Origin of the sequence: Thermobifida alba (assembly GCF_023208015.1) — a bacterium.
Lineage (GTDB): Bacteria > Actinomycetota > Actinomycetes > Streptosporangiales > Streptosporangiaceae > Thermobifida > Thermobifida alba.
In genome coordinates this window covers 114,635-137,856 of record NZ_CP051627.1, presented here as the reverse complement: position 1 = coordinate 137,856, position 23,222 = coordinate 114,635, and the positions used below count along the sequence as shown (strand labels likewise).

The 23,222-nt window shown below is 71.3% G+C and carries 21 protein-coding genes and 2 pseudogenes; 6 read left to right on the top strand and 17 right to left on the bottom strand.

The annotated features are described in order from the left end of the window. Positions 1-57: 57 nt before the first annotated feature. Positions 58-2,043, top strand: coding sequence for a S9 family peptidase (locus tag FOF52_RS00565; protein WP_248591869.1), 1,986 nt, complete (start codon positions 58-60; stop codon positions 2,041-2,043). 40 nt (positions 2,044-2,083) lie between these two features. Here FOF52_RS00565 and rny read toward each other — a convergent pair whose 3' ends face one another. From rny to FOF52_RS00545, 6 genes and pseudogenes are all read right to left on the bottom strand, one after another. After that, positions 2,084-3,610, bottom strand: a complete 1,527-nt coding sequence (rny, locus tag FOF52_RS00560) for a ribonuclease Y (protein WP_248591868.1) — start codon at positions 3,608-3,610, stop codon at positions 2,084-2,086. A 194-nt stretch (positions 3,611-3,804) separates the two neighbouring features. Beyond that, a complete protein-coding gene (gene recX / locus FOF52_RS00555; RefSeq protein WP_248591867.1) occupies positions 3,805-4,374 on the bottom strand; it encodes a recombination regulator RecX in 570 nt (189 codons plus the stop codon). Continuing rightward, positions 4,367-4,969 (bottom strand): hypothetical protein, encoded by a 603-nt coding sequence (locus FOF52_RS21835; RefSeq protein WP_282574033.1) that lies wholly within the window; start codon positions 4,967-4,969, stop codon positions 4,367-4,369. Before FOF52_RS21835 ends, recX begins: the two co-directional genes overlap by 8 nt. A 171-nt stretch (positions 4,970-5,140) precedes the next feature. Continuing rightward, positions 5,141-5,989: pseudogene (locus FOF52_RS21995) on the bottom strand (LAGLIDADG endonuclease); the annotation flags it as partial. 3 nt (positions 5,990-5,992) lie between these two features. Beyond that, positions 5,993-6,604 (bottom strand): annotated as a pseudogene (recA, locus tag FOF52_RS21990) (recombinase RecA); the annotation flags it as partial. 235 nt (positions 6,605-6,839) lie between these two features. Beyond that, positions 6,840-7,034, bottom strand: coding sequence for a DUF3046 domain-containing protein (locus FOF52_RS00545; RefSeq protein ID WP_248591865.1), 195 nt, complete (start codon positions 7,032-7,034; stop codon positions 6,840-6,842). A gap of 68 nt (positions 7,035-7,102) precedes the next feature. Between FOF52_RS00545 and FOF52_RS00540 the strand changes: the two genes are divergently transcribed. Both FOF52_RS00540 and FOF52_RS00535 read left to right on the top strand, forming a co-directional pair. Next, positions 7,103-7,591 carry a GNAT family N-acetyltransferase gene (locus FOF52_RS00540; RefSeq protein WP_248591864.1) on the top strand — a complete coding sequence of 163 codons (489 nt, stop codon included), beginning with the start codon at positions 7,103-7,105 and terminating at the stop codon, positions 7,589-7,591. Positions 7,592-7,799: 208 nt separating this feature from the next. Next, on the top strand, positions 7,800-8,252 hold the full coding sequence (locus FOF52_RS00535) for an RrF2 family transcriptional regulator (protein ID WP_248591863.1): 453 nt from the start codon (positions 7,800-7,802) through the stop codon (positions 8,250-8,252). A 69-nt stretch (positions 8,253-8,321) separates the two neighbouring features. On the opposite strand, the gene FOF52_RS00530 is transcribed toward FOF52_RS00535, so the two are convergent. From FOF52_RS00530 to FOF52_RS00485, 10 genes are all read right to left on the bottom strand, one after another. Continuing rightward, positions 8,322-8,789, bottom strand: coding sequence for a Dps family protein (locus FOF52_RS00530; RefSeq protein WP_248591862.1), 468 nt, complete (start codon positions 8,787-8,789; stop codon positions 8,322-8,324). A gap of 142 nt (positions 8,790-8,931) precedes the next feature. After that, positions 8,932-9,288, bottom strand: coding sequence for a helix-turn-helix domain-containing protein (locus FOF52_RS00525; protein ID WP_248591861.1), 357 nt, complete (start codon positions 9,286-9,288; stop codon positions 8,932-8,934). Between the two features lie 158 nt (positions 9,289-9,446). After that, positions 9,447-9,950 carry a CinA family protein gene (locus tag FOF52_RS00520; protein WP_248591860.1) on the bottom strand — a complete coding sequence of 168 codons (504 nt, stop codon included), beginning with the start codon at positions 9,948-9,950 and terminating at the stop codon, positions 9,447-9,449. Positions 9,951-9,954: 4 nt separating this feature from the next. Then, positions 9,955-10,569 carry a CDP-diacylglycerol--glycerol-3-phosphate 3-phosphatidyltransferase gene (pgsA, locus tag FOF52_RS00515; protein WP_248591859.1) on the bottom strand — a complete coding sequence of 205 codons (615 nt, stop codon included), beginning with the start codon at positions 10,567-10,569 and terminating at the stop codon, positions 9,955-9,957. Further along, the gene (rimO, locus tag FOF52_RS00510) at positions 10,566-12,017 is read right to left on the bottom strand and encodes a 30S ribosomal protein S12 methylthiotransferase RimO (protein ID WP_248591858.1); all 1,452 of its coding nucleotides are present in this window, start codon (positions 12,015-12,017) and stop codon (positions 10,566-10,568) included. The genes pgsA and rimO overlap by 4 nt, the downstream gene beginning before the upstream one ends. An 84-nt stretch (positions 12,018-12,101) precedes the next feature. Then, complete coding sequence (locus tag FOF52_RS00505) at positions 12,102-12,827, bottom strand: helix-turn-helix domain-containing protein (protein ID WP_248591857.1); 726 nt, start codon at positions 12,825-12,827, stop codon at positions 12,102-12,104. A 145-nt stretch (positions 12,828-12,972) separates the two neighbouring features. Continuing rightward, a complete protein-coding gene (locus FOF52_RS00500) occupies positions 12,973-15,444 on the bottom strand; it encodes a DNA translocase FtsK (RefSeq protein ID WP_248591856.1) in 2,472 nt (823 codons plus the stop codon). Between the two features lie 75 nt (positions 15,445-15,519). After that, entirely contained in the window at positions 15,520-17,205 is a 1,686-nt protein-coding gene (locus tag FOF52_RS00495; protein ID WP_248591855.1) for a ribonuclease J, read from the bottom strand. Then, a complete protein-coding gene (gene dapA / locus FOF52_RS00490; protein ID WP_248591854.1) occupies positions 17,202-18,179 on the bottom strand; it encodes a 4-hydroxy-tetrahydrodipicolinate synthase in 978 nt (325 codons plus the stop codon). Before dapA ends, FOF52_RS00495 begins: the two co-directional genes overlap by 4 nt. Positions 18,180-18,282: 103 nt before the next feature. Beyond that, positions 18,283-18,660, bottom strand: coding sequence for a phage holin family protein (locus FOF52_RS00485; protein WP_248591853.1), 378 nt, complete (start codon positions 18,658-18,660; stop codon positions 18,283-18,285). Positions 18,661-18,842: 182 nt separating this feature from the next. Here FOF52_RS00485 and FOF52_RS00480 point away from each other — a divergent pair, with 182 nt between their 5' ends. The 3 genes from FOF52_RS00480 to glpK all read left to right on the top strand — a co-directional run bounded on the left by FOF52_RS00480 (position 18,843) and on the right by glpK (position 22,423). Further along, positions 18,843-19,385, top strand: coding sequence for a GNAT family N-acetyltransferase (locus FOF52_RS00480; protein ID WP_248591852.1), 543 nt, complete (start codon positions 18,843-18,845; stop codon positions 19,383-19,385). Positions 19,386-19,486: 101 nt separating this feature from the next. After that, the gene (locus FOF52_RS00475; RefSeq protein ID WP_248591851.1) at positions 19,487-20,356 is read left to right on the top strand and encodes a 1,4-dihydroxy-2-naphthoate polyprenyltransferase; all 870 of its coding nucleotides are present in this window, start codon (positions 19,487-19,489) and stop codon (positions 20,354-20,356) included. 564 nt (positions 20,357-20,920) lie between these two features. Further along, on the top strand, positions 20,921-22,423 hold the full coding sequence (glpK, locus tag FOF52_RS00470) for a glycerol kinase GlpK (RefSeq protein WP_248591850.1): 1,503 nt from the start codon (positions 20,921-20,923) through the stop codon (positions 22,421-22,423). A gap of 50 nt (positions 22,424-22,473) precedes the next feature. Here the strand turns inward: glpK and dapB are convergent, their stop codons facing one another. Next, positions 22,474-23,214, bottom strand: a complete 741-nt coding sequence (dapB, locus tag FOF52_RS00465) for a 4-hydroxy-tetrahydrodipicolinate reductase (protein WP_282573790.1) — start codon at positions 23,212-23,214, stop codon at positions 22,474-22,476. Positions 23,215-23,222: the final 8 nt, after the last annotated feature.

Genomic DNA, 23,222 nt, shown 5'->3' with positions numbered 1-23,222 from the left:
GCGGCTAAGGTCTTCCTTGATCCCCACCGCCCCACTCAACGCCCGGGAAAGCGCACCATGAACGAACGCGTGATCCTGCCCTACGGCAGCTGGTCCTCTCCCATCGCCGCGGCCGACATCGCCCACGGCGCCACCCGCCTGGGCTTCCCCTCCGTCGTCGCCGACGAGACCTGGTGGGAGGAGTCCCGGCCCGACGAGGACGGCCGCACCACCGTCATGCACCGCGCCGCCGACGGCACCGTCACCGACCTGCTGCCCGCTCCCTGGAACGCCCGCACCCGCGTCCACGAGTACGGCGGCCGCTCCTACCTGCCCGTCCCCCGCCGCGACGACAAGGCCCTCACCCGCTGGGGCATCGTCTTCGCCAACCACTCCGACCAGCGCCTCTACCTGCTGGAGAAAGGCTCCCGCGAGCCCCGCCCCCTCACCCCCGAACCCCCCGCCCCGGCCGCACTGCGCTACGCCGACCCCGTACTCGCCCCCGACCGCAAGCACGTCATCTGCGTCCGGGAACGCCACAACGGCACCACCGTCACCCGCGACATCGTCTCCGTCCCGCTCTCCGGACGCGCCGCCGACACCCCCTCGGCGATCCGCGTCCTCGTCACCGGAGCCGACTTCTTCGCCTCCCCCACCCCCTCACCCGACGGCACCAAACTCGCCTGGATCTCCTGGGACCACCCCCGCATGCCCTGGAACGGCACCCAACTGCGGGTCGCCGACCTCCCCGCCACCGGCCCCGTCACCACCCCCCGCGTCCTCCGCGGCGGCATCCGGGAATCCGTCCTCCACCCCCGCTGGCGCGACAACGACACCCTCTACTTCCTGTCCGACTGGTCCGGCTGGTGGAACCTGTACGAAACCCGCACCCAGGGCCAGGCCCTGGCGCTCTTCCCCGACGAAGCCGAATTCACCCCGCCCCCGTGGCAGCTGGGCACCACCCCCTACTGCGTCCTCGACAACGGCCAGATCATCACCCTCCACGGCCACGCCGACCTCGCCGCCGGACGCTACGACCCCGCCACCGCCGACCTCACCCCGCTGGCCCCGTCCCTCACCACCTGGCACACCCTCGACAGCGACGGCACCACCGTGGTCGGCATCGCCGCCTCCCCCACCGAACCGGCCGCCCTGGTCCGCCTCAACCCGGACACCGGAGCCACCACCGTGCTCCGCCGCTCCCTCGACACCACCCCCACCATCGACCTCCTGCCCCGCCCCCGCACCACCACCCTGCCCGGCCGCTACGGCAGCACCGTGCACGCCAACATCTACCCGCCCACCAACCCCGACTTCGACGGCGAAGGCCCCGCCCCCTACGTCGTCTGGGTCCACGGCGGCCCCACCGGAGCCGCCACCACCGCCCTCGACCTCCACAAGGCCTACTTCACCAGCCGCGGCATCGGCATCGTCGACGTCAACTACGGCGGCTCCACCGGCTACGGACGCGCCTACCGGGAACGCCTCGACGGCCAGTGGGGAGTCGTGGACGTCGAAGACGCCGTCGCCGCCGCCCAGGCCCTCGTCGACCAGGGCCTCGCCGACCCCGCCCGCCTCGCCATCCGCGGCGGCAGCGCGGGCGGGCTCACCACCCTCCTCGCCCTCACCCAGGACGTCTTCGCCTGCGGCGTCTCCTACTACGGCGTCACCGACCTGCTCCGCCTCGCCCAGGAAACCCACGACTTCGAATCGCGCTACCTCGACACCATCATCGGCGGCCTCCCCGGCTACACCGCCACCTACCGGGAACGCTCCCCCATCAACCGGGCCGCCGAGATCACCGTCCCGGTCCTGCTCCTCCAGGGCGCCGACGACCCCGTGGTCCCGCCCGACCAGGCCCGCGCACTCGCCGCCACCCTCCACGAACGCGGCATCCCCCACGCCCTCGTGGAGTTCGACGGCGAAAGCCACGGCTTCCGCCGCGCCGACACCATCGCCACCGCCCTGGAACGGGAACTCGCCTTCTACTGCAAGGTGTTCTTCGGCTTCACCCCGCCCGGAGTCCCCCCGATCGAACTCACCGACCCCGCACCCCCCGCATGAGCCGACAGGGCTCCGGCCTCCCGCCGGAGCCCCGCACCGCTCAGCGCGCCGTCTCCGTCGCCCGCGACTCCCGGATCACCGTCACCCGGATCTGCCCCGGGTACGTCAACTCCTCCTCCACCCGCTTGGCGACGTCCCGCGCGATCACCTGCGCCTGCACATCGTCCACCGCCTCCGGCCGCACCATCACCCGGAGCTCCCGCCCCGCCTGCATCGCGAAGACCTTCTCCACCCCCTCGCTGGCCGCGTAGGCGATCTCCTCCATCCGCTGCAACCGCTCCACGTACGACTCCAACGACGCCCGCCGCGCCCCCGGACGCCCCCCGCTGATCGCATCCGCCGCCTGCGTCAGCACCGCCTCCACCGTGCGCACCTCGACCTCGTTGTGGTGCGCCTCGATCGCGTGCACCACGTCCTCGCACTCCCCGTACCGGCGGGCGATCTCCGCGCCGATCACCGCGTGGCTGCCCTCCACCTCGTGCGTCAGCGCCTTGCCGATGTCGTGCAGCAGCGCACACCGCTTCACCAGCCGCACGTCCAGCCCCAGCTCGGCCGCCATCATCCCCGCCAGATGGGCGCTCTCCACCAGGTGCCCCAGCACGTTCTGCCCGTAGGAGGTGCGGTACCGCAACTGCCCCAGCAACGTCACCAACTCCGGGTGCATGTCGGAGATCCCCACCTCCACCAGGGCGTCCTCCCCCGCCCGCACACACGACTGGTTCACCTCGCGGCGGCTGGCCTCGTACGTCTCCTCGATCCGGTGCGGATGGATCCGCCCGTCCGCCACCAACTTCTCCAGGGTGAGCCGCGCCACCTCCCGCCGCACCGGGTCGAAACACGACAGCAGCACCGCCCCCGGAGTGTCGTCGATGATCAGGTTGACCCCCGTGACCATCTCGAACGCCCGGATGTTGCGCCCCTCCCGGCCGATGATCCGCCCCTTCATGTCGTCCCCCGGCAGGTGGACGACCGTGACCACCGACTCGCTCGTCTGCTCACTCGCCAACCGCTGGATCGCCAGCGTGATGATCTTGCGGGCACGGGCCTCACCGTTCTTCCGCGCCTCCCGCTCAAGCTCGCGGACCAGCAGCGCGGCCTCCCGCTTCGCCTGCCCCGCCACCTCCGCGACCAGTTCGGCCTTCGCGTCCTCCGCGCTCAGTGCCGCGGTCCGCTCCAGCACGGCCCGCCGCTCCTCGGCCAGCCGCGACAGCTCGGCCTCCCGCCGGTCCAGCAGCGCCGCCCGCTCGTCGAGCCGGCGGCGCGCCTCGTCCAACCGGCGCACCTCACCGTCGAAACGACGCTCCCGGACGGTGATCCGCTGCTCCCGACGCTCCAACGCGGCCCGGTGCTCCGCCGCCTCCGCCAGCAACCGGTCCCGCTCGGCCCGCGCGGCGCCGATCCGACGCGCCGCCTCCTGCTCGGCGTCGGCACGCACCCGGTCGGCCTGCCGCCGCGCCTCCGCCAGCACGTCCCGGACCCGGGACCGGGTCAGCAGAAAACTGCCCGCGAGGAGAAGGACCAGGGCCCCGAGGAGTGCCACGACCACGAGGTCGGCCACGCCGTCCATGGAGCTACCCCCCACCGCGCCCTGCCCGGGTCCGACCACCGAACGCGGCCGCCCGGACAGCTCCACCGCGCGATCCCGCGCGTCGTCCGTCGGGATAGGGTTACCCCCCGGGAAACCGGGTTAACTCACTCCAGTGCGAGATTCAAGGGAACGGTGATCTCCGGGCCACCGCACCGGTACGCACAGAAAGCCCCTCACACGTCGTCCGGAACGTCGAGGTCCACCTCGGTGCCCTCCGCCTCCAACTCCTCACGCACCAGCCGATAGGCCAGACCAGCCGAGTACCCCTTGCGCGCCAGCATCCCCATCAGCCGGCGCACCCGCACCTCGGTGGGCTTCCCCCGGGTCGCCGCGAGCCTGCGCCGCACCAGGTGGCGCGCGGTCTCCTCCTCCCGCTCCGGGCTGAGCCCGTCCACCGCCTCGCGTACCGTGTCCTCGTCCACGCCGCGCTGCCGCAGCTCCGCCGCCAGGGCGCGACGCGCCAGCCCGCGCCCGGCGTGCCGGGAGTCCACCCACGCCTCGGCGAAGACCGCGTCGTCGACGATGCCGACCTCCCCGAACCGGCCCAGCACCGCCTCGACCGTCTCCTCGGGGATGTCCCGCCGCCGCAGCGCCTCGGCGAGCTGCGCCCGGGTGCGCGGCGCACGGGTGAGCAGCCGCAGACAGATCGCCCGCGCCCGCGCCTCGGGGTCCTCCGGAGGGGTGCTGCCGCCCTCCGGAGGACCCGTCGGCTCCGTTCCGTGCCGCCCGCGTCCGTCAGGCATCCGCGCCCGGGGTCGTCGGCTTGGCCTCGGCCGCGGAGGCGGCGGTCCTGCGCGTGGTCCGCTTGGCCGTGGCCGACGCGGCGGGCGCCGCCTTGGCGTCCTTGGCCTCGTCCTTCGCGGCCTCGCCGGCGGCGCTGTCGTCCCCCGTGGGCACGCCCAGCTTCTCCTTGATCCGCTTCTCGATCTCGTCGGCCATGTCGGGGTTGGACCGCAGGAAGTTCCGCGCGTTCTCCTTGCCCTGGCCGAGCTGGGTGCCCTCGTAGGTGTACCAGGCCCCGGACTTGCGCACGATCCCGTGCTCGACCCCCAGGTCGATCAGGCCGCCCTCGCGGGAAATCCCGACACCGTACAGAATATCGAATTCCGCCTGTTTGAAAGGGGGCGCTATCTTGTTCTTCACTACTTTGACACGAGTCCTGTTTCCAACGGCTTCCGTTCCGTCCTTCAGCGTTTCAATTCGACGGACGTCCATTCGCACGGAAGCGTAGAATTTCAGCGCCCGGCCGCCGGACGTGGTCTCGGGGCTGTTGTGCACCATCACTCCGTCGACGAAGTAATTGTGGTTCCCCTCGACCTCGATGTCGAATTTCCGCATGCTGCGGGTTTCGGGCTTGACCCGGATGTCGAGCACCGGGGCCGCCACCAGCCTCTGCACCGGTTCGGCGTACTCGGGCTCGACAGCGCACCGGCCACGGAACCGGGGAAGCAGTGTGTCGTCCATGGACTCGTGCACGTAGGGCGCGACGATCTCCATGAACTTGGCCGTGGACGCCGTGGTGAACTGGATGTGGCTCTTCTTGCCGGCACCACGCCGGGTCAGCTTCACGTCGAGCCCGTAGGTGTCACGCAGGTACTCGACCAGCCGCTGCCGGGAGCCGGGGCTCATCGCCTCCACACAGATCTCGATCCGGCCGCTGCCGCCCTCCGTACGCGCCTGGCCCCCCTCGGAGCGCAGCGTGAGGCAGCCGTCGTCCATGTACCACACGGCCAGCGCCAGAGGGGTCAGCTGCTTGAGGAACTCCCAGGTGAGGTGCTTCTTGCCGTCACCGAAGTACACGACCTGGTACAGCTCGTCGAGTTCGGGCAGCGGCGCGAAGTCGGCGAACACCGCCTGCTTCGCGTCGGTGGTCCGCGAGTGCTTGATGTTGCCCAGCAGGGAGACCTTCCAGTCGAGGTACGCCTCCTGCTCGGCCCCGTGCCCCATACGGAACCGCACCCCGGTGCGCCCGCTCCGGTTCGGGGAGAGGTCGCCGTCGCCCATGACGGACCCGTAGACCACCTGACGCTGCTGCTCGCTCAGGTAGTGCGTCTCGTTGACCAGGACACGGTCTCCGACGATCAGTTCACCGGCCTCGCGCCAGCCTCCGGGAGTACGGATCAGGTGGTTGGGCGTGGCGGCGAACTGCGCCCTCCCGTTCTTTCCGGAGCTGCCGACCGTGAACTGCAGGAAATAATCGGCTTCTCCGTTGTCGAACCAGTTCACGATCCGCCGCGGGACGATCCTGTCCGTCTCGGGATCGTAGGAGAGGACCTCGACGTCCATCTTCTGGTCGACGATTGTCCCGATCTTCTCCTGAGTGCCGTCGGCCAGCATCACCCGACTGTCATAGTGCATGCAGCCGAACATGACGCCGACCTTCTCGCGGAGTTGGTTGATGAAGATCGCGGTGGTCTTCGTCTGGTTCAGCGCTCCGGCGATCTTGCGGAGGGCCTGGGACATCAGGCGGGCCTGGAGGCCGACGTGGCTGTCGCCCATCTCGCCCTCGATCTCGGCGCGCGGCACGAGCGCGGCCACCGAGTCGATGACGATGATGGAGATCGCGCCGGAGCGGACCAGCATGTCGACGATCTCCAGTGCCTGCTCTCCGGTGTCCGGCTGGGACAGCAGCAGGTCGTCGGTGTTGACGCCGATCTTCTTGGCGTAGGAGGGGTCGAGCGCGTGCTCGGCGTCGACGAAGGCGGCGATCCCCCCGGCCCGCTGCGCGTTGGCCACGGCGTGCAGGGCGACCGTGGTCTTGCCCGAGGACTCCGGACCGTAGATCTCCACGATCCGGCCGCGCGGGATGCCGCCGATTCCCAGCGCCACGTCCAGGGAGATGGACCCGGTGGGGATCGACTCGATGGGCGGGCGGTTGTCGTCGCCGAGGCGCATGATGGTGCCCTTGCCGAACTGGCGCTCGATCTGCGCGAGTGCGGTCTCAAGGGCTTTGTCTCGATCAGCAGCTGCCACGGGAAACCCCTGTTGGGTCGGTGCCTTCTTCTTCATGATGGGGGTGACGTTACGCCGCGGCAGTGACATCCTGCGACGTCTTCTCCCCCGCTGTGGACAACCTTCCGGGCCGTCCCCTCCCCGGGCGGTCGCGGCTGTCCTCCGGCAGCGGCGGGGCCGCCCCGGAACCACTCCAGGCTCGGGTGTCTCATCATCCTACCCGAACCTTTGTTCGATCGCGGGTGCCTCGCCGGGCTCAGTGGACGTCGGCGGGGAGGTCGAAGGTGCGGCACACGGCGCGCCAGACCTCCTTGGCGCCGACGCCGTCGTCGAGGGCCTGGCGGACCGTGCGGGAGCCGAGCTCCTCGATGACGTGGTCGCGGGCGAGGCTCTCGGCGTAGGTCTCGCCGAACTGTTCGTACATGAGCTGCCAGAAGCGGGAGAGTCTCATCTCTCCTCCGGTGTCGGTCCCGTTCCGGTCCGCTACCGCCGGGGTCCGGGACGGGGCATGCTGATGGGATGGAGTTCACGATACGACCGATGGCGGAGTCGGACCGGCAGCGGCTGGTGGAGGTCAGCCTGGCCGCCGACCGGTTGTTCGCCCTGGCCGGGGTGCGGCTGCCGCCCGACGACCCGGGGCTGATGCTGGACCGCTGCTCGCCGGTGCTGGTGGCGGGCCGTCCGCCGGTGGGTCTGGCGGCGTTGACGGTGTTGGACGGCGACGCCCACCTGGAGCAGATCGCCGTCCGGCCCGACCACGGGCGGCGCGGGCTGGGGACCGCCCTGTTGGAGGCGGCCTGCGCGCGGGCGCGGGAGCTGGGCCACCGCCGGATCACCCTGACCACGTTCCGGGACCTGCCCTGGAACGCGCCGTGGTATGCCCGGCACGGTTTCGCGGTCCTGGCGGAGTCGGAGTGGGGGCCGCAGCTGGCCGAGCAGTGGCGGGAGGAGGCCGAGACCGGGATCGCCGTGCTGCCGCGCGTGGTGATGCGGCGTGAGCTCGGCTGAGCGGGGTGGTCCCGGTCTGGGTAGGCTGGGGGTCGGACGCAGCGGTGTGCCGGTCCCGGCGTGCGGGTTCTCCGCGGTTGCGGGGCGGCGCGTCGGCCCTCGATCTTTCCGGGAGGCGGAGTGGTGATGAGACGCGGCGGCGCCGTCGGGCGGCCGTCCGGTGACCCCACTGGCCCGACCTCCCCCTGTTTCACGGCATAATCGCAGCATGCGCCTTTCCGCCCGGGTTGATTACGCACTGCGTGCCGCAGCCGAGCTCGCGGCCGCCAGTGGCGGTCCTGTCACGGCCGAGCAGCTTGCGCGTGCCCAAGCCATACCTGGAAAATTCCTGGAGAACATCCTGACCCAGTTGCGCCGTGCCGGTCTGGTGCGCAGCCAGCGGGGACCGGTCGGCGGGTACTGGCTGGCGCGTCCGGCGTCGGAGATCTCTCTGGCCGACATCATCCGCGCGGTGGACGGCCCGTTGGCGAACGTGCGGGGTGAGCGTCCCGAGCACGTCGCCTACGAGGGGGCCGCGCGCAGCCTGCAGCAGGTGTGGATCGCGTTGCGGGCCAGTGAGCGGGCCATCCTGGAGTCGGTGACGTTGGAGCACGTGGCCACGTCCGCGCTGCCGGAGTCGGTCCGGTCGTGGACGCAGAACCCGGAGGCATGGACGAGCTGAGCGGATCCGGGCGGACGGCTGCGGCCCCCGGAGCTCCGGGGGCCGCAGCCGTCCGCCCAGGTGCGGGTCTCAGCTCATCGCCTGGAACATCCAGTGCTGCTGTTCGAGGTCCTGGCTGGCGGCGATGAGCAGGTCCTGGGTGACGGGGTCGGCGTCCTCGGTGGCCCGGATGTGTTCCTGGAAGCGTTCGACCGCGCCGCTGAGGGCTTCGACGGCGAACGCGACGACCTTGTCGTCCTGGACGTAGCCGGGGTCGAGTTGGGGGAGGCGGGTGTCCTCGGCGACCCGGCCGGACCGTCCGTCCGGAGTGACGCCGATGGCGACGGCGCGTTCGGCGAGGACGTCGGTGTGCCTGCGGGCCGCGGCGACGAGTTCGTCGAGTTGCAGGTGGATGGAGCGGAAGTTGCGGCCGATCACGTTCCAGTGCGCCTGTTTGCCCAGCAGCGTCAGGTCGATCAGGTCGACGATCGCGGCCTGGAGCGCCTGTCCGGTGGTCTTGCGGGCCTCTTCGGTGAGCGCGCCGTGGATCTTGGCCATCGTTCATCCCCCCTGTGGGTCCGGTTGCGGGACGGCTGGGGGTCCACTGCCCAGGGGGAACGGGGGGAAACCCGGTGGGTGAGCGCGAACGGGCCGACCGTACACACCGCGGTCGACCCGTTCGTTCTCGTGTGGGCGGGGTTCAGACGCCCACCATGTCGACAACCTCCGGAACGCGATCGGGGATGGGGTCGATGCCGAGCCGGTCGGGGCTGGTACCGGTTCCCGCCGGGACCGATCCGCTGAGCGCCGCCTCCTGGAGTTCGGCGAGGGCCAGCTGGTCGGAAACCTCTCGAAGGACCTGGGAGAGGGGGACTCCCAGCGCACCGCAGATCGAGGCGAGCAGTTCGGAGGAAGCCTCCTTCTGGCCGCGTTCGACCTCTGACAGATATCCCAACGACACTCGGGCATCGGCCGACACCTCGCGGAGAGTGCGGCCCTGCCGCTGCCGAAGCTGCCGTAGCACGTCACCAAGCAGGTGACGAAGCAGGACCATCATTCGCGCTCCCTCCTACCGGTAGCGACCTTCATAAAAACACCGTACCTGCCCGAAGCCCGATCGTCGCACCTCATAGCTTCCTTGTTCGCTGGAGGGATAACACGATCTTGGTGAGGTTTTGTTCCCCGAGTTCGGTGTCTTGAACGGGCTGCCGGTCGTTATTTCACGGTGGTTTGTGCCACGTCGGCCACCAGGGTGTCGCGCAGGAGGGCGAGGGCTGCGGCGACGGTCTGCTCCCGGATGGCTTCCCGGTCTCCGTGGAGTTGGAGTTTCCGCAGGTCGCAGCGGTTGTCGGGGCGGGCTGCGGCGGCGTAGACGGTGCCGACGGGCTGTCCGTCCTGGGGCTCGGGTCCGGCGACGCCGGTGACGGCGAGGCCGTAGGTGGCCGTGAAGAGCCGGCGGGCTCCGCGGGCCATGGCGGTGGCGACGTCGGGGTGGACGGCGCCGTGGTCGGCGAGCAGGGCGGCGGGGACGTCGAGGAGGGCGGCTTTGGTGTCCGTGGCGTAGGTGACGGCTCCGCCGCGGAAGACGGCGGAGGCGCCGGGGACGGCGGTGAGGGCGGCGCCGATCATGCCGCCGGTGAGCGACTCGGCGACCGCGAGGGTGTGTCCGCGGTCGGCGAGGAGGGCGTGGACGCGGGCGGCGAGTGCGGGGACGGGCACGGGGTCAGCTCCTTCCCGCTTCTTCGCCGGGCTGTCCGTTGCGGGCCTGGTGGCGCAGGCGCAGGGCCTTGACGACGTAGTCGGCTCCGGTCCACAGGGTGACGGCGACGGCGGCGGCCATGACGGCGTGTGCGGGCAGTTGCAGGTACCACTGGTCGGGCAGCGGGAACAGGTAGGCGCTGATGGCGACGATCTGCAGGACCGTCTTGAGTTTTCCGCCGGGGCTGGCGGGGATGACGCCGTGTCTGATGACGGCGAACCGCAGGGCGGTGATGCCCCATTCGCGGATGAGGATGACGGCGGTGACCCACCACCACAGTTCGCCGGTCCAGGACAGCAGGAGGAGGGCGGCGCCGGTGAGGGCCTTGTCGGCGATGGGGTCGGCGATCTTGCCGAAGTCGGTGACGAGGTTGTGGCGGCGGGCGAGCTCACCGTCGACGCGGTCGGTGATCGCGGCGACGACGAAGACGGTGAAGGCCGCCAGGCGCCACCAGAGGCCGTCCTGGAGCATGAGGACGGCGAAGACCGGCACCATGACGATTCGGCTGATGGTCAGGATGTTGGCGATGTTCAGCACCGGAACGGGACCGGTGGGTGCGACGGGGTCCGGGGTGCTCACGTGGTATCAGCGTCTTCCTGGTGTTCGGCGACGAGGTCGACTCCCATGGCGGTCAGCACCGTGGCGGGCACGATGTCGCCCACGCGCGGTTCGGTGTCGGCGTAGACGATGGTGCTGCCGTCCACTTCGGGGGCCTGGTGTGCGGCGCGTCCTTCGTAGGCGCCTTCGTCCAGTTCGGCTTCGATGAGGACGTCGACGGTGGAGCCGACGCGCTCCTCGGCGCGCTGGGCCATCAGTTCCTCGGCGAGCTGGTTGAGCTGCTCGACTCGTTCGGCGATGGTCTCCTCGGGGAGTTTGCCGTCGAGTCCGGCCGCTTCGGTGCCGTCCTCGTCGGAGTAGCCGAAGATGCCGATGGCGTCGAGGCGGGCCTGTTCCAGGAAGGCCACGAGTTCGGTGAGGTCCTGGTCGGTCTCGCCGGGGAAGCCGACGATGAAGTTGGAGCGGATGCCCGCTTCGGGGGAGCGGGCGCGGATGGTCTCCACCAGTTCCAGGAAGCGTTCGCGGTCGCCGAAGCGGCGCATGCGGCGCAGCAGGGGGCCGCTGGCGTGCTGGAAGGACAGGTCGAAGTAGGGCACGACGCGGGGGGTGCCGGTGAGGACGTCGACGAGTCCGGGGCGGACCTCGGCCGGTTGCAGGTAGCTGACGCGGACGCGTTCGATGCCGGGGACTTCGGCGAGGCGGGGCAGGAGCTTCTCCAGGGCGCGCAGGTCGCCGAGGTCCTTGCCGTAGGAGGTGGAGTTCTCGCTGACCAGGAACAGTTCGCGGACGCCCTGGCCGGCGAGCCATTCGGCTTCGCGGAGGACGTCGTCGGGGTGGCGGGAGAGGTAGGCGCCGCGGAAGGAGGGGATGGCGCAGAAGGAGCAGCGGCGGTCGCAGCCGGAGGCGATCTTGAGGTTGGCGACGGGGCCGCCGTTGAGCCGCAGGCGGGGGACGGTGGGGCCGGAGGCGGGGGCGACTCCCTGGGGCAGCGGGGCGGTGTCGGTGCCGAAGGAGAGGTGTCCGGGGGTGTGGGCGCCGGTCGCGGCGGCGCGGTCGACGGGGCTGATGGGGAGCAGGGTACGCCGGTCGCGGGGGGTGTGGGGGACGAGGGGGCGTCCGGCGAGGACGTCGTCGAGGCGCTCGCTGATCCGGGTGTAGTCGTCGAAGCTGATGACCTGTGCCTCGGGCATGGCTTCGGCCAGTTCCGCCCCGTACCGTTCGGCCATGCAGCCGGCGGCGACGACCTTGGTGCCGTCCTCGGCCGCGTCCAGCAGTGTCTCGATGGAGTCCTGTTTGGCGGCTTCGATGAAGCCGCAGGTGTTGACGACGACGACGTCGGGTTTTTCTCCGTCGTCACCCTCGACGAGGGTCCAGCCGTCGGCGGCGAGCCGCCCGGCGAGTTCTTCGGAGTCGACCTCGTTGCGCGCACACCCGAGGGTGACGAGCGAGACAGTACGGCGCGATGACATAGCTTCCAAGGTTAGGGGAATTCGTGGGTGCGGTGGTTCTCCGCTCCCAGGGTAGGTCGTGCCGGGGGGTGGGGGGTCGGCGGGTCAGTCCGGGGGGCCGGTGTCGGGGGTGTAGGTGAGGTGGGCGATCTCCCCGGCTGCTCCGGGGGTGCCGTGGTCCTGGCCGTTGACCCGCAGGCGGACGTTTCCGGCGTCGTCGAGGCGGAGGTGGATTTCGCGGGGGGCGGCCCAGTCGCGGGTCTGGCCCGGGGCGAGGACTCCGGTGAAGAGGTTGGCTCCGGTGGCGTCGGTCACAGCGATCCAGGTGCGGCGGTGGGCGGTGACGTGGAGGGTGACCCGGTCGTCGGGCGGGGTGGTGGGGTCCGCCGACCGGCTGGTGGGGGTCGGGGCGTCGTGGCCGGGGGTGGTCGTGGCGGCGTGGTGGGTCGCGGCCGGGTCGGTGGCGGCGTCGCGGCCGGGCAGGGCCAGGACGGCGAGGGTGAGGGCCGCGGCGGCCACGACGGCGGTCCAGCCCCGCTGGCCGCGGTGCGGGGCGTGCCCGGGGGCGGGGGCGGTGTCGTGGGGCTGCTGCGGGGCCGGTGCGGGGGCAGCGTCGAGGCGGTGCAGCAGGGGGTCGGCGTCGAGGTGCAGGGCGGCGCAGAGGGTGCGCAGGTGTCGGCGGGCGCGGTCGGGGGTGCCGCAGGCGGTGAAGTCGTCGCGTTCCATGGCGCGCAGGACGGTTTCGGGGATGCGGGTGGTCTCGCTGAGCCGGCGGTGGGAGAGGCCGAGTCTGGTGCGGGCGTCCGCGAGTGTCTGTCCGATGGTCGCCATCCGCGTTCCCCCGTTCGTGGTCGAGGTGTTGCCGTCGCACTGCCCACTGTGTCCGCGGCGGGGCCGGGGGTGGGGTGGACGCGCCCGTGGGGATGGTCAAGAAACCGTCAGGGGACGGTGGTGGTGCGGGGGTGCTCCGGCGGGCTCAGGGGGCGCGCAGGGAGGCGAGGACCTGTGGGAGGTCGTCGGGTTTGACGAGGACCTCGCGGGCCTTGGAGCCTTCGCTGGGGCCGACGATGTCGCGGCTTTCCATGAGGTCCATGAGGCGTCCCGCCTTGGCGAAGCCGACGCGGAGTTTGCGCTGCAGCATGGAGGTGGAGCCGAACTGGGTGGTGACGACCAGTTCGACGGCCTGGAGGAGCAGGTCGAGGTCGTCTCCGATCTCCTCGTCGATCTCCTTCTTCTTGGCTTCGGCGGCTCCCACGTCCTCGCGGTAGGCGGGTCGGGCCTGTTTCTTGCAGTGGTCGACGACGGCGCGGATCTCCTTCTCCGACACCCAGGCGTTCTGCAGGCGGATGGGTTTGGAGGAGCCCATGGGGAGGAACAGCGCGTCGCCCTTGCCGACGAGTTTCTCCGCGCCGGGCTGGTCGAGGATGACGCGGCTGTCGGAGAGGCTGGAGGTGGCGAAGGCGAGGCGGGAGGGGACGTTGGCTTTGATGAGGCCGGTGACCACGTCGACGCTGGGGCGCTGGGTGGCCAGGACGAGGTGGATGCCGGCGGCGCGGGCCAGCTGGGTGATGCGGACGACGGCGTCCTCGACGTCGCGGGGGGCGACCATCATGAGGTCGGCGAGTTCGTCGACGACGACGAGCAGGTAGGGGTAGGGCTCGTAGGTGTGTTCGCTGCCGGGGGGCGTGGTGAGTTCGCCGGAGCGGACGGCGGCGTTGAAGTCGTCGATGTGGCGGAATCCGGAGGCGGCGAGGTCGTCGTAGCGGCGGTCCATCTCGCCGACGACCCACTGCAGCGCGTCGGCTGCTTTCTTGGGGTCGGTGATGATGGGGGTGATGAGGTGGGGGATGCCCTCGTACATGGTGAGTTCGACCCGTTTGGGGTCGATGAGGATGAGGCGGACCTCGTCGGGGAGGGCGCGCATCATGATCGAGGTGATGAGCCCGTTGATGCAGGTGGACTTGCCGGCGCCGGTGGCTCCGGCGATGAGGACGTGCGGCATGCGGGCGAGGTTGGCGACGACGTCGGTGCCTTCGACGTCCTTGCCGAGGCCGACGAGCATGGGGTGGTCGTCGGAGGTGGCGGCGGGTGAGCGCAGGACGTCGCCGAGGCTGACGAGGTCCTTGTCGGTGTTGGGGATCTCCACGCCGATCGCGGACTTGCCGGGGATGGGCGACAGGATGCGCACGTCGGCGCTTTTCACCGCGAGGGAGATGTTCTTGGCCAGGGCGGTGACCTTCTCGACCTTGACGGCGGGGCCGAGTTCGATCTCGTAGCGGGTGACCGTGGGGCCGCGGGTGAAGCCGGTGACGTGGGCGTCGACGGCGAACTGCTGCAGGACTCCGGTGAGGGCCTCGACGACGGCTTCGTTGGCCTTGGTGCGGTGCTTGGGCGGGGTGCCGGGGTTGAGGAGGCGCGGGGGCGGCAGGGCGTAGTCGCCGTCGACCACGCGGGTGGGGATGGACAGCTGTTCGGCGGTGGCGGGCGCGGGGGCGGGATCGGGCCGGGTGGGGGGTTCGGGGTCGGGGGCGGCTTCGACGACGGGCGTGTCGTAGGGGCGTTCGTGGTCTCCGGCGTGGGTGCGGGTTTCGGTGTCGGCGTGGGGCCTGGGGGTGCGGCGGCGTTGGCGGGGGGTTTTCGGTGCGGGGGGGTCGAGGATGTCGACGCCCGCGGAGGGGCTGGCGTCGGTGGTCATGAGGCTGCTGAGGAGGTGCCGGAACCGTTCGGGGATGCGGCGGACGGGGGTGGCGGTGACGACGAGCAGGCCGAACAGCATGAGCAGGAACAGCAGGGCCCCGGTGAGCCAGGGGGTGATGAGCAGGCTGAGGGGTCCGGAGGCGGCGAAGCCGACGAGGCCGCCGGCCTTGTGGATCTTCTCCATGCCGGCGGAGGGCCAGGGGGTGCCGTGCCCGATGTGGATGAGGCCGAGCAGTCCGGTGAGCAGTGCGGCGGAGCCGATGGCGATGCGGCCGCTGTCGGTGGGCCGGGTGCCGGGGGTGCGCATGAGGCGCCACGCGAACGGCAGGCACAGCAGGGGGATGACCGGGGAGAAGGCGCCGACGGCGCCGACGACGACGGTGCGGGTGACGTCCAGCAGGGGGCCTTCACTGTCCCACCACACGGCGGCGGCGATGAGGAGTCCGGTGGCGAGCAGGATCATGCCGATGCCGTCGCGGCGCAGGTCCGGGTCGAGGTCGCGGGCTCCGCGGCCGACGGTGCGGACGAGGAATCCCACGGTATGGGCGAGGAGTCGCCACACCAGCAGCAGGGCGCGTCCGAGCCAGGTGAACAGCATCGCGACGGCCCCTTCGGAGGTCTGCTGTCGGGGTGGGGTCTGGCGGGTGGACCGGCGGGGACGGGACGGCGGGGTCGCGGGGCGGCGGGCCGGGGGTTTCCTGCCGGTTCCGCCGCCCGAACGCTGGGAGGGCTTGGGCGCGCGGGTGGCCATGGGCGCAGCCTACTAAGGACGGCGAGGCTGTTTCAGGCACCGGCCGGGCGTGTCGCGGTCGGTGCCTGGGCGCGGTCAGATCTCGACGACCACCGGGACCAGCATGGGTCTGCGCCGGTAGCTTTCGCTAACCCAGCGGCCGATGCTGCGGCGGACCAGTTGGCGGAGTTGGGCGGTGTCGTTGACGCCTTCGGCGGCGGCCCGTTCCAGGGTTTCCTGGATCTTGGGGATGACGTCGTCGTAGGCTTCGACGTCGATGCCGGCGCCGCGGGTGTGGATCTGGGGTTCCCCGATGAGTTTGCCGGTGGTGGACTCCACCACGACGACCACGGAGATGAAGCCCTCCTCGCCGAGGATGCGGCGGTCCTTGAGGGCGGCTTCGGTGACGTCTCCGACGGAGGTGCCGTCGACGTAGACGTATCCGGCCTGGACGACGCCGGTGATGCGGGCCCTGCCCTGGTGGAGGTCGACGACGACGCCGTCCTCGGCGATGACGACGCGGTCCTCGGGCACTCCGCTGAGCACGGCGAGGTGGGCGTGGGCGCGCAGGTGCCGCCATTCGCCGTGGACCGGCATGAAGTTGCGGGGCCGGACCATGTTGAGCACGTACAGCAGTTCCCCGGCGGGAGCGTGCCCGGAGACGTGGACCAGGGCGTTGCCCTTGTGGACGACCTTGGCGCCCCAGCGGGTGAGGCCGTTGATGACCCGGTTGACGGAGTTCTCGTTGCCGGGGATGAGGGAGGAGGCCAGGATGACCGTGTCGCCGGGTTCGATGTGGATCTGGTGGTCGCGGTTGGCCATGCGGCTGAGGGCGGCCATGGGTTCGCCCTGGGAGCCGGTGCAGACCAGCACGACTTCGTCGGAGGGCAGTTCGTCGAGGTCGCGCGGGTCGACGAGGAGGCCTCCGGGGACCTTGAGGTAGCCGAGTTCGCGGGCGATGTTCATGTTGCGGACCATGGAGCGGCCCACGAAGGCGACCTTGCGGCCGTGTGCCTGGGCGGCGTCGAGGACCTGCTGCACCCGGTGGATGTGGGAGGCGAAGCAGGCGACGATGACGCGTTTCTCGGCTTTGGCGAAGACGTTGTCGATGACGCCGGAGATGTCGCGTTCGCTGGTGACGAAGCCGGGGACCTCGGCGTTGGTGGAGTCCGACAGCAGCAGGTCGACGCCCTCGGCGCCGAACCGGGCGAAGCCGCCGAGGTCGGTGATGCGGTTGTCCAGCGGCAGCTGGTCCATCTTGAAGTCGCCGGTGTGCAGCAGGGTTCCGGCCGGGGTGCGCACTCCGACGGCGAGCGCGTCGGGGATGGAGTGGTTGACCGCGAAGAATTCGAGGTCGAAGGCTCCGAAGGTGTGCCGTTCGCCTTCGGCGACCTGGACCAGTTCGGGTTTGATGCGGTGCTCGCCGAGCTTGGCGGAGAGCAGGGCCAGGGTGAGGCGCGAGCCCACCAGCGGGATGTCGGTGCGTTCGCGCAGCAGGAACGGGACTCCGCCGATGTGGTCCTCGTGGCCGTGGGTGAGCACGATGGCCTCGACGTCGTCGAGGCGGCCCCGGAGGTGTTCGAAGTCGGGGAGGATCAGGTCGACGCCGGGCTGCTCCTCCTCGGGGAAGAGCACGCCGCAGTCGATGATGAGCAGTTTCCCGTCGTATTCGAGGACGGTCATGTTGCGGCCGATCTCCCCCAGTCCGCCCAGGGGGATGATCCGCAGGGCGTCGCGGGGCAGCGGCGGCGGCGGTCCGAGTTCGGGGTGCGGGTGGCTCATGCCGATCCCTCCGTGAGTCGTTCCACTCCTACGGCGCTGGCCGGGACGGCCTGGTGGGGGGCGAGCCCGATGGGGCCCTTCACTCCGGCCGCGGCGAGGTCCTCGCGCAGCAGCGCCTGCAGTTCGGGGGAGGCGTCGGCCAGGGGGGTGCGTACCGCTCCGCCGGGCAGGCCGAACATGTTGAGCACCGCCTTGGTGGTGATGACGCCCTGGGTGCGGAACATGCCGGTGTAGACGGGGGTGAGGCGGCGGTGGATGGCGAGGGCCCGGGCGACGTCGCCGGAGCGGTAGGCGTCGATCATGTCGCGCAGGTCGGCGCCGACGATGTGGCCGACCACGCTGACGAATCCGGCGGCCCCGATGGACAGCATCGGCAGGTTGAGCATGTCGGTGCCGCAGTAGTAGGCGAGGTCGGTGCGTTCCATCACCCAGGAGCTGGCGCCGAGGTCGTCCTTGGCGTCCTTGTTGGCGACGATGCGGGGGTGCTCGGCGAGCCGGACCAGGGTTTCGGAGGCGATGGGGATGCCGGTGCGGCCGGGGATGTCGTAGAGCATGACCGGCAGTCCGGTGGCGTCGGCGATGGCGGTGAAGTGCCGCAGCAGGCCCTCCTGGGGCGGCCGGTTGTAGTAGGGGGTGACGAGCAGCAGGCCGTCGGCCCCGGCGCGTTCGGCGGTCCGGGCCAGTTCGATGCTGTGCCGTGTGTTGTTGGTGCCCGCTCCGGCGACGATGGTCGCACGGTCGCCGACGGTCTCGACGACGGTGCGCAGGATGCGTTCCTTCTCCTCGTCGCTGGTGGTGGCGGACTCGCCGGTGGTTCCGTTGACGACGAGGCCGTCGTTGCGCTGCTCGTCGACCAGGTAGGCCGCGAGGCGGGCCACCCCGTCGTAGTCGACTTCCCCGTTGTCGTGCATGGGGGTGATCATCGCGGTCAACATCTGGCCGAAGGGCGCGTTCGGCGTAGTACTGCCTACCATGCTGCAAACGGTACCGCGAAAGCTGGACAGAGCGCGCCAACCTCCCCGTTCGGGGAGGGCTGTGGCGCGCTCCGGTCCGCGGGGGCGGGTGGTCGGCGTGTGGTCAGTCGTCGTCTCCGCCGACGAACAGGCTGAGCAGCCAGCTGACGACGGCGACGATGATGGAGCCCCAGAACGCCGCCCAGAAGCCGTCGATGGCGAAGGGGATGCCCAGGGCTCCGGCCAGCCATCCGGTGAGCCACAGCAGCAGGGCGTTGACGACGAGGGCGACGAGGCCGAGGGTGACGATGTAGAAGATGCAGCCGACCGTCTTGACGATCGGTTTGATGACGGCGTTGACGACGCCGAAGAGCGCGCCGATGCCCAGGTAGGTCAGGATCATGGTGACCGTGTCGTCGGTGGTGACCTCGATCCCGTCGACCAGGAGCACCGCGGCCCACAGTGCGATGGCGTTGACGATGACTCTCAGGATGATGCTCACGACCTGAATGCTCCCACGCCGGGGCGGCCCGTTTGCAGTCCCGGGTCGAATTTTCGGGGGATTCTCAGGGCTTTCGGGGGGTCCTTCTCGGGGTCGGGCGGGGTGCGCTGTTCTCGGGTCGCGGTGGTTCCTGGGACGATGGGCGCGTTGTCCGCAGCGTTGAGCGATTGAGGGGCCCTGCCGTGTCGACCCAGCGTTTTGTCCGGCCCGCCCGTGCCGGGGACGTCGAAGCGATCGTGGACGTCCAGGTGGCGGCGTGGCGGGAGATGTACCGGGAGGTGCTTCCCGGTGCGGTGTTGGCGGAGTTGTCCGGGCAGGAGGCCCGTGCGGAGTTCGTGGCGCGGTGGCGGGCCGCGGTGTCCTCGCCGCCGACGTCGCGGCACCGGCTGCTGGTGGCCACCGACGAGGGGGAGGTGGCGGGGTTCGCGGCGATGGGTCCGGCGCAGGACCCGGACCGGTGGCCGGGGACCGACGCGGAGATCTACGCGCTGCACGTGGCTCCGGGGTTCGTGCGGCGCGGGCACGGCAGCCGCCTGCTGCACGCGGTGGTGGACCACCTGCTCGACGACGGTTTCCAGGCGGTGTACGTGTGGACGTTGGAGCGCGACAACGTGCTGCGTTCGTTCGTGGAGCGGGCGGGGTGGGCGGTGGACGGGGCGCGCCGGGAGCTGGACCTGGGGGGTGTGGTGCCCATGGTGCGGTTGCACGCGGCCATCAGTCGCTGACCTGGGCGGCAGCGGACGGGCGATACGGTGGAAAACCGAGAAAACGGACCGGTGGTTCCCGTTCGCGGTGGCGGACGGGGTGGGGGAAGTGAGGCCGACACGTGGCCACGGTGAGCCAGTGGGTGGCGGGGGCCCGTCCGCGCACCCTGCCGAACTCGGTCGTCCCGGTGGCGGTGGGGACCGGAGTCGCCTTCGGTCTGGAAGCCGCCGTGTGGTGGAAGGCACTGCTGGCGTTGCTGGTGGCGGTGGCGTTGCAGGTGGGGGTGAACTACGCCAACGACTACAGCGACGGGGTGCGCGGCACCGACGAGAACCGGGTGGGGCCGCTGCGGTTGACCGCGACGCGGCTGGCCGCGCCCCGGCAGGTGTTCGCCGCGGCGTGGGTGTGCTTCGCGGTGGCCGCGGTCGTCGGCCTGGTGCTGGTGGCGGTGTCCTCGTGGTGGCTGCTGCTGGTGGGCGCGGTCGCGATCGCCGCGGCCTGGTTCTACACCGGGGGGCGCACCCCGTACGGCTACCGGGCGCTGGGCGAGGTGTCGGTGTTCGTGTTCTTCGGCCTGGTGGCGGTGGCCGGGACGGTTTTCGTGCAGGCGGGCACGGTGCCGTGGCGGGGCTGGGCGGCGGCTGTCGCGGTGGGGCTGCTGTCGTGCGCGATGCTGGTCGTCAACAACATCCGGGACCTGCCCACCGACGCGGTGAGCGGCAAGCGGACCCTGGCGGTGGTGCTGGGCGACCGCGGGGCGCGGCTGCTGTTCGTCGGATGCGTCGCGGGCGCGTTCGTCGCGGCGCTGGCCACGGCGGTGGGGGCGTGGTGGGTGCTGCTGGCGGTGCTGTCCGCGCCGTTGGCGGTGCGTCCGTGCGCGCGGGTGCTGCGCGGCGAGACCGGACCGGACCTGGTGCGCGGCCTGGGTGAGACGGGGCGGTTGCAGATGGCGTTCGGGGTGCTGTTCACGGTGGGGCTGGCCCTGGGCTGATCGCTGCCGGGGCGGCCGCGGTTCCGTGTTCCCGCCGGCCGTTTCCGGACGGTCGGGAGGGTGTTCTCCGGTGGGGCTCGGGGCGGGCGGTCCCCGCGGCTCCCGCTCCCGGCGGCGGTGCCCGTGGTCGCGGACGCGCTGCCGGGGGGCGGGGGTGGCGGCGGCGCGGAGGACGCCGCGCGCTCCTGGCCCGCTTCCCTGCCCGGGCAGCGCCGACGCGGTGGAGCCCGGGGAGCGTGCCGCGCCCCCGCGGGCCGGAACGCCACCGGCTCCGGGGCCGACCCGCACCCCGCGCGGTCCACGGGCTGGTCCGGCAGGCGGGAGCGAGGAGCTGGAGGCGCCTGTCCGACGTGGACATCGCGTTCCCGGCGGCGGGACCCGGCTCCGCCCGGTGGCCCGACGAACACGGCGGGAGGACCCCCGAGACGTGGAGGAGGGCCGCGGGGAGATCCGCTTCGCCGGTTGGGCCGCGCGGTTCGCGGACGGTCGGGTCCCCGGAACGGGTGTGATCCCGCTAACGTCAGGAGCGACCGTGGAACGCGCGGAACGGAAGGGCGGGGTCCGGTGACCGAACAGTACGTGGCGGCGATCGACCAGGGCACCACGTCGAGCCGCTGCATCGTCTTCGACCGGCACGGAAACGTCGTCTCGGTGGGGCAGCGCGAGCACCGCCAGATCTTTCCCCGCCCCGGGTGGGTGGAGCACGACGCCGCGGAGATCTGGGCGAACGTGGTCGCGGTGGTCGAGGAGGCGCTCGCGGCGGGCGGGCTGACGCCGGACCGGTTGGCCGCGGTCGGCATCACCAACCAGCGGGAGACCACCGTGGTGTGGGACCGCCGGACCGGTGAGCCGGTGCACCACGCGATCGTGTGGCAGGACACCCGCACCGACCGGCTGCTGGACGTCCTCGGCGGGCAGGAGGGCCAGGACCGGTTCCGGGAGCGGTGCGGGCTGCCGCTGGCCACCTACTTCTCCGGGCCGAAGCTGCGCTGGCTGCTGGACGAGGTGCCAGGGCTGCGCGACCGCGCCGAACGCGGCGAGGTGCTGTTCGGCACGGTGGACGCCTGGCTGGTGTGGAAGCTCACCGGGCGGCACGTCACCGACGTCACCAACGCCAGCCGCACCATGCTGATGAACCTGCGCACGCTGGACTGGGACGCACAGATCCTGGACGCGATGGGGATCCCCGCGGCGGTGCTGCCCGAGATCCGGTCCAGTTCCGAGGTGTACGGCACGGCCCGCGGACCGTTGGAGGGGGTGCCGGTGGCGGCGGCGCTGGGCGACCAGCACGCCGCGCTGTTCGGGCAGACCTGCTTCGCCCCCGGGGACGTCAAGGGCACCTACGGCACGGGCGCGTTCCTGGTGCTCAACACCGGCACCGAGCCGGTGGTCTCCGCCAACGGGCTGCTCACCACGGTGGGCTACCGGATCGGCGACCAGCCGGCGGTGTACGCGCTGGAGGGGTCCATCGCGATGGCGGGGTCCCTGGTGCAGTGGCTGCGCGACAACCTGGGGATGATCTCGCACGCCGCGGAGATCGAGGAGTTGGCGGCCGGTGTCGCCGACAACGGCGGCTGCTACATCGTGCCCGCGTTCTCCGGGTTGTTCGCGCCGCACTGGCGCAGCGACGCCCGCGGGGTCATCGCCGGGTTGACGTCCTACGTGACCAGGGCACACCTGGCCCGTGCGGTGCTGGAGGCCACCGCGTGGCAGACCCGCGAGGTGGTGGACGCGATGAACAGCGACTCGGGCATCCCGTTGACCTCGTTGAAGGTGGACGGCGGCATGGTCGCCAACGCGCTGCTGAACCAGACGCTCGCGGACGTGCTGGACCTGGAGGTGGTGCGGCCGGTGGTGGCGGAGACCACCTGTCTGGGCGCGGCCTACGCGGCGGGCCTGGCCGTGGGCTACTGGCCGGACCTGGACAGTCTGCGGGCGAACTGGAAGCGCGACGCCGCGTGGACCCCGCAGATCGACCCCGGGACGCGCGACCGCGAGTACCGGAACTGGACCAAGGCGGTGCGGCGCACCTTCGGCTGGGTGGAGTCCGGCGAGGGACGGGAGTAGCCGCCGGCCCCGGCTCAGGGGGCCGGGGCCGTGCCGTGCGCTCCGCCGCCTCAGAGGCCGAGCAGGGACTCCAGTCCGACGGTGAGCCGGTCGGGCAGGTCCGCGACCCTGCGGACGCCCAGCAGCACGCCCGGCATGAACGACTCGCGGTTCATCGAGTCGTGGCGGATGGTCAGCGTCTCCCCGTGGGTGCCGAAGACCACTTCCTGGTGGGCGATCATGCCGGTGATCCGCAGTGCGTGCACCCGCACCCCCTCGACCTGGGCGCCGCGGGCGCCGGGCAGTTCGGAAGTGGTGGCGTCGGGGGCGGCGGCCAGGCCCGCCTCGGCGCGTGCCGCGCCGATCAGTTCGGCGGTGCGGTAGGCGGTGCCGCTGGGGGCGTCGGCCTTGTTCGGGTGGTGCAGTTCGATGACCTCGGCCGACTCGAAGTAGGGGGCCGCCTTGGCCGCGAAGTGCATCATGAGCACGGCCGCGATGCCGAAGTTGGGGGCGACGAGCACGTTGACGCCCGGGCGCGCGTCGAGCAGGCGGCGCACCTCGGCCAGTTTGGCCTCGTCGAACCCGCTGGTGCCGACGACGGCGTGGATGCCGTGGTCGACGAGCCAGCGCAGGTTGTCCATCACCACGTCGGGGTGGGTGAAGTCGACGACCACGTCGGAGCCGAGCACCTTCTCGCGCTCGTCCGGACTGTCGATCCCGGCCACCAGTTCGGTGTCGGCCGCCGCTTCGACGGCCCTGACGACTTCTGACCCCATGCGCCCGAGGGCGCCGAACACTCCTACCTTGATCACGGGTCTCA